Below are 7023 nucleotides of genomic sequence, written 5' to 3' on the forward strand. Positions count from 1 at the left end.
TATGATGTTAATTATTCCTGAATCTGCTTTCTTTTAAACATTTCCGGACTGTAATTAATAATAAAAACACCGGCAATAATAAGAATAGCAGCTACTAAGAATTTAGCTGAAATCCGTTCGTTGAGAAGCAGCCAACTGAGAAATATCGAAATAATGGTGTTGAAATAAGTTAAGATAGAAACCTGAACAGGAGAAATTTTGGTTAGAGCATAATGGAATGCAAAAAATGCAGCCACAGAACCGAAAACCGATAAATAAACCATTGCCGAAATACTTTTTAAACTCCAGTTTCCGAAATTATATTCTTCTGAAAAGAGAAAAGCAAAACCAAGCTGAACAATTCCTGCAAAGAGAAACTGATAAAACAGATTCAGCGTAATATTTCCGTTTTGAAGACTCAGTTTTTTGGTAAATATCGTCCCGGAGGCCCAGCCAAAAATGGCGATAAACAGGAAAATAACTCCCATCAGATACTCCGGATTGGCAAGATCATTCAGACCATCCCAGAATATAAAAAGAATACCGCTGAAACAGAGAATAATCCCCGACATTGCCCTGAAACTGAACTTTTGCAGACCAATCGCAATACTTCCCAGAAAAACAACAATCGGCGAACATGCACTTACCAAGGACGCCAGACTGCTCGTTACATTTTCTTCTGCCACAGTCGTCATGCCATTGGCAACGATCAGCATCAGCGTTGAAAAAATAAGCTGGTATTTAAGATTTTTCCAGCCGATCCATTTGAATTCTCTCCGGTAAAGAAGAATGAGCAACATAATCATTGCTGCCAAAAACTGCCTGATTCCTGCAACAAACCATCCCGGAATGGTTTCAACTGCTACGCGTATGGATAAAAAAGTCGTTCCCCAGACGATGGCAACGGTAAGAATGGCTAAAGTGAGTTTGAGATCTTTCAAGATGGCAGATTGTTGCGGCAAAGATATTTATTTTGGAACGAAAGAAGTCAATTTTGCTTCGCAAGTGAATTGTCAAATGTGAATTTTATCTTTTATTAAAATTAGCTATAACAGAAGTCAATTTTGCTGTGCAAGTGAATTGTCAATTGTGAATTTTATTTTTTATTAAAATAACAGACGGAGGAGAAGTCAATTTTGCTTCGCAAATGAGTTGTCAACCGTCAATTTTTTGCTTAAAAATAACTTGGCAGCAAACCGAATTGACAGTTCACCTATTCACTTGCCCAGCAAAATTCATTATCTTTGAACCATCTAATAAACTGACAAAATGGTAGGAATAATAATGGGAAGTCAGAGCGACTTGCCGATCATGGAACAGGCAGCAACATTTTTAAAATCTCTGGATATCCCTTATGAGCTGACGGTGGTATCTGCCCACAGAACGCCTGAAAGAATGTTTGATTATGCCAAAACAGCTAAGGAAAGAGGTCTGAAAGTAATTATTGCCGGAGCTGGTGGAGCTGCACATTTACCGGGAATGGTGGCGAGCTGTACAACTTTACCAGTGATTGGAGTTCCGATTTTATCAAGCAATTCTATCGACGGATGGGATTCTGTTCTGTCGATTCTTCAGATGCCGGGTGGAATTCCGGTTGCGACAGTTGCTCTGAACGGTGCTCTGAATGCAGGAATTTTAGCAGCGAAAATTATTGCAGGTGCAGACGAGGCCGTTTCTGAAAACCTTCAGAAATATCAGGACGCATTGAAAGACAAAGTTTTGGGAACAGTGGATGACATTAAGTCTAAACATCCCAATCATTTCGATATTTAAACCAAAATAATCCGCTTTCTCAGCGGATTATTTCTTTTATAATGTTCATTTCGGTCTGAAAATTATGAGAAAGCTTCCTGCATTTCTGTAAGAGGTTTTCTCGTTATGAGAAAGCTCCATGCACGCGTGCGACAGGGTTTCTCATCTTCCGGCAAGTCTGTTGCAGAGGTGCGGGAGACTTTCAAGGTTACCGGCAAGTTTGTTGCAGGGGTGCGGGAAGCTTTCCGGTAAACATTTTATTGAATTACTGCTCAGTTTAAGCAAAACAGAAACTCAGAGAAACTTATATTGATTATTTTTATATAACCTGACTGTTAATCAGATTATTTTTTAATGAATTTAAAAGTCTTAACAGAATCTTTTGCCTTTAGCTGCAAAATATAATTTCCTTTTGGTAATGTTCTTACCTCGATTTGATTTTTATCTGAACTGAAATTATTCTGCAAAACAATTCTCCCGCTGATGTCGAAAATTTTGTAGCTGTCAATATTTTTTCCGCCTTTAAAATAAATATAATCTGATGCCGGATTTGGATAAATTGCAAAATCTGTCCCGGTTCGGATTTCCTCTGTAGATAAAACGCAGGTTCCCATTGTATCATCGTTTATCGTCCAACCTTTATTGATGAGAAAATTTCTTTTGGAGGCAATATTTGCTGCGTACATCAGGGGTGAAGCAGTTCCTAAGTTAATAGAATTTGGAGTTGCAGGATTATCTGCCCAGCCAGACAGTATTTTGCTGTAATTTATGCAGTCTAAACCTGTGTTTGAGAACATATTTTGTGCCTGAAGCAATGCAGATAAATTCCAGTTTTCCAGAGATTGATTAAAACTGCTGTCGTTTTCAAACATCCCCCACGTAGTAGTAACCTTAGTTGTATCCCATAATGATAATGGCTGATTAAAACTTGAAGCTGAATGAAACATACCACTCATGTTTGTGACCTTACCTACATTCCATGAATTGAGTGGCTGATTAAAACTGGATGCATGTGTAAATGTTTCTGTCATTTTTGTAGCATTCCCCACATCCCATGAATCGAGAGGCTGATTAAAAGCTGTAGCATACGCAAACGTACGGTTCAGATTGATGACCTGAGAAGTATTCCAGCTGTTGAGAGACTGATTAAATGCTGAGGCATGGCCAAACATATAATGCATATCCTGAACGCTCGCTGTGTTCCAGTTATTCAGCGGCTGATTATAATCGGTACAGAAGGCAAACATCCAGTTCATTTTCTGCACATTCGAAACATCCCAGCTGTTGAGATTTTGATTAAAAAAAACTTTTCCGGTAAACATGTAGCTTAAATTTGTAGCTGAGGAGGTATCCCAGTTGGTTATATACGGAGAATTAAAGGGATTTGCGGCGACTGAAAAATTTAATCCGTTATAATGAGATGCAAACATAAAACTGAAATTCTGAATGTTGGAAGTATCCCAGTTTTGCATTGAGCTTACTCCCAAAAGTTCAAAGGCCCTGTAAAACATGAGCGATGCGTCTGTCACCATGCTGAGGTTGGGCGCGTCTGTAGCCGTAATCTGTAGCTTTTGGCAATTGGTAAATGCACAATTCATAGATTCCCACGAAATATTTCCCCACTGTTCTATTTCTCTTATCTTTTCCACATTACCATAAAACTGAAGAATAGGAACGTGTACTTCGATGTTTTGGTTTAAAGGCAAATGGCTGGCAAATTTTATCTGTCTGAAAATACCGTTTCCGTTGGATACTTTTACCCTATATCTTGTGGCTCCATTGCCACCTTCCTTTACAGGTCCGAAATCTATCAGAACCTGGCTTGTAGATGTCACGTTGGTCATGATGCCGTTGTTTTGTGGGGAGCCCACCTCTTCCCATTCAATGGTATAATTTTCTCCTATACCGGGAAACCAGATTTGGTTAATACCCGCCTGGTAAGGTGCATTTACTAAGATTGCAGGAGTAGTCGTAAACCCGGGCTCCCATATCGTAATGAACTCATTTTGTGCCTGGAATATTTGAAAAGTTAATACTAAAAGTACTATCGAAAATATTTTTTTCATAGATTTTTGGTGTGATGGGATGTGATTTGTTTGGTAATATTTAATTTTTAATAAATTTTAAATTTTTCATATCGTTTTTGGTTTTGAACTGAAGCAGATAATTTCCTTTGGTTAAGTTTCTTACATCAATTTTATCTTCGTTAAAGCTTCCCTGTAAAACGATCCTTCCGCTTGTATCGAATATTTTGTAGCTGTCGATGTCTTTTAAATTTTTAATATAAATAAAATCTGAAACCGGATTGGGATAGATAGAAATTTCGCTTGCTAAAGCAACTTCTGATGTAGATAAATCTGATTCACAGTTTGCGTTGTAACTATCTCCAATGAACGTCCAGCCTTTTGTGTTGATCAGGTAGTTTCTTGCTGCGACTGCGGCAGGGTGAGTGTACGTTAATGGTGATGCGCTTTGGAGGCTGATGTTATTGGGTGTTGCGGGATTGAGACTCCATCCGTAGATTGTGCTGTCGTAATTTTGGCAGTTTAAACCGGAATTAAAAAACATTCCCTGTCCAAATAGAAGAGATGAGAGATTCCAGCTTCCCAGATTCTGATTAAAACTTGAAGCTCCGTTGAACATACTTTGAATGTTGGTCATCTGCGAAGTATTCCAACTTCCGATATTCTGATTGAAGGCCGCTGCCATGAAAAACATTCCGTGCGCCAAAGTAACACTAGATGTATTCCAGCTTCCTATGGGTTGATTAAATGCGGTAGCCGTAAAAAACATAGAATTCATAGTTGTTACATTAGACGTATTCCAGTTTCCGATGGGCTGGCTGAAGGCCTTGGTCCATGCAAACATTCCTTCCATCGTATTAATTTGAGAAGTGTTCCAGCTTCCAATGGGTTGGTTAAATGCCCAGGCGTTGGAAAACATATAACTTGCATTTGTTAAACTGGCTGTATTCCAGCTTCCGATGGGCTGATTAAAACTTTTGGCAGTGTTGAACATGCTTGCCATTGTGGTCACGTTTGAGGTGTTCCAGTTTCCGATGGGCTGATTGAAATTTTGAGCAGATGTAAAAGTACTTGTCATATTCTGCACATTAGATGTATTCCAGTTTCCGATAGGTTGATTAAAGAGTAAACAACCACTGAAGGTTCCTGCGAGCGTAGTAACGGCAGATGTATTCCAGTTGTTAAAAGTGGTGTTTCCTGTAAGTGCTTCACAGTTCCCAAACATATAAGACATATCTGAAACACTGTTGAGATTTGGGCTGTCGGTAGCGGTCATGTTCACATTTCTGCATCCAAAAAAAGCTCCTCTCATAGAAGACCACACAGTATTACCCCATTGGTTAATTTCTATAATCTTGGAAGTGTCTCCATAAAACAGATTCTGATTCATATTCTGAAAATCATCCCGGAAAGTAATACTGTGAAAATTACCGTTCCCGCTGGTGACCTTTACTTTGTAAGTGGCATTTTGTATCAGAGGATTTAGCGGAGTTCCGAAATCTAAAAGTACCTGATGGGTCGAAGTTACATTATTCATGGTCATGTTGTGCGATGGATAGCCTACTTCTTCCCAATAAATAGTATAATTGCTGCCACGAAAAGGTGCCCATGCCTGTGATGTGGTTGATGTGGATGATGCATTTGCGGCAGATTGATTTGGGTAAATGGCAGGTTTCCAAGTGGTAATAAACTCGTTCTGTGCTTTTGGAAAGAAACAAAACATCAAAATGATTAAAGTAAAGACCGACCTTTTCATATCGTTTTTATTTAATGTTAATTCTTTACAATTTTAAGGATTTTTATTGTTTTATTCGCTATAATTTGAAGCATATAGTTTCCTTTTGCTAAATTTTTAACATCGATTCGGTCTTTTTCTGAATGACCCTGCAAAACCAACCTTCCGCTAATGTCGAAAATTTTATAGCTCACACCATCTTTTAAATTTTTAAAATAAATAAAATCTGATGCAGGATTTGGATAGATACTAAAATCATTTTCGAAAATATTCTCTTGTGTGGAAAGTGCAGAAATACATTTGTCATCATATGAATCTCCGGTAATGGCCCATCCCTTTGTATTGATAAGATAATTTCTAGCAATCACCGCTGCAGGATGGGTGTAAATCATTGGTGATGCACTGCTGATGTTGATATTATTGGGTGTTGCGGGATTCTGGCTCCAGCCGTAGAGTGTGTTGTCGTAGTTTTGGCAGTTTAAACCAGCGTTTTGAAAAATTCCGTAAGCGTATATCAGTGAAGTAAGGTTCCACGCGCCAAGATTTTGATTAAAATTCGCAGCATTTGTAAACATATTCGCCATAGTGGTCACCTGTGAAGTGTTCCAGTTTCCGATGGGTTGGTTGAAAACTGTTGCGTTTTGAAACATTCCGTTCATGACTGTTGCACTGGAGGTATTCCAGTTTCCGACAGGTTGGTTGAAGGCTTTTGCATTAGCGAACATATGGTTCATCTGCCACACGCCGGAAACATCCCAGTTTCCGATAGGTTGATTAAAAGCCCATGCGTTGGAAAACATAAATTCCATTTCGTCAACATTTGAAACGTTCCAGTTCCCAATGGGCTGATTGAAGTTTCTGGCATTATTAAACATTGCATCCATAGCAATTACTTTAGAAGTATCCCAGTTTCCGATGGGTTGATTGAAGTTCTGGCACATCAGAAACACTGTACCCATGTTTTGTACGTTACTGGTATTCCAGTTTCCGATAGGCTGATTAAAAAGAATACATGACATGAACGCGGCATGCAAACTGGTGACTGTGGAGGTGTCCCAGTTATTGATAGAATTATTGCCTGTCAAAGAGGAGCAGCCGCTAAACATAGACGACATATCGTTTACCATAGAAAGATTGGGACTATCTGTGGCGGTCATATTTAAGTAAAGGCATCCGCTAAATGCATTATGCATAGAAGACCAGACAGTAGTACCCCAATTATTAATTTCCACAATTTTTGAAAAGTCGCCCATTCCGGTGTTTAAACTGGTTCCTAAATCACTGTCTCTGAATGCAATGCGGTGAAAATTACCATTGCCATTGCTTACTTTTACTGTGTATGTTGCATTGGCAGGCACAGGATTGAAGGGTGTTCCAAAATCCAGCAAAACGTGATATTGTGAAGTGACATTGTTCAGAGTAGAATTGTGTGCAGGATAGCCCACTTCTTCCCAGTAGATTGTGAAATCTGTTCCACGGAAAGGTGCCCATGCCTGTGTGGCAGACGATGGGAATGGTGGATTGTTAGGAAGA

The 7023-nt window shown here is 39.0% G+C and carries 5 protein-coding genes; 1 reads left to right on the forward strand and 4 read right to left on the reverse strand.

Translation table 11 applies throughout. The features are described 5' to 3' along the window. Positions 1–11: 11 nt before the first annotated feature. A complete protein-coding gene (locus tag ASG21_RS19400; protein WP_056084756.1) occupies positions 12–920 on the reverse strand; it encodes an EamA family transporter in 909 nt (302 codons plus the stop codon). Positions 921–1248: 328 nt separating this feature from the next. Here ASG21_RS19400 and purE point away from each other — a divergent pair, with 328 nt between their 5' ends. Further along, a complete protein-coding gene (purE, locus tag ASG21_RS19405; RefSeq protein WP_056084760.1) occupies positions 1249–1752 on the forward strand; it encodes a 5-(carboxyamino)imidazole ribonucleotide mutase in 504 nt (167 codons plus the stop codon). Positions 1753–2075: 323 nt separating this feature from the next. Here purE and ASG21_RS19410 read toward each other — a convergent pair whose 3' ends face one another. The 3 genes from ASG21_RS19410 to ASG21_RS19420 all read right to left on the reverse strand — a co-directional run. Continuing rightward, a complete protein-coding gene (locus ASG21_RS19410) occupies positions 2076–3797 on the reverse strand; it encodes a BspA family leucine-rich repeat surface protein (RefSeq protein WP_056084763.1) in 1722 nt (573 codons plus the stop codon). A 40-nt stretch (positions 3798–3837) separates the two neighbouring features. Then, on the reverse strand, positions 3838–5511 hold the full coding sequence (locus ASG21_RS19415) for a BspA family leucine-rich repeat surface protein (RefSeq protein WP_082482475.1): 1674 nt from the start codon (positions 5509–5511) through the stop codon (positions 3838–3840). A 17-nt stretch (positions 5512–5528) separates the two neighbouring features. Continuing rightward, the coding region (locus ASG21_RS19420; protein WP_082482476.1) for a BspA family leucine-rich repeat surface protein at positions 5529–7023 on the reverse strand (1495 nt) is incomplete at its 5' end.

This window comes from Chryseobacterium sp. Leaf394, from assembly GCF_001424105.1.
In the GTDB taxonomy this organism is placed as follows: domain Bacteria; phylum Bacteroidota; class Bacteroidia; order Flavobacteriales; family Weeksellaceae; genus Chryseobacterium.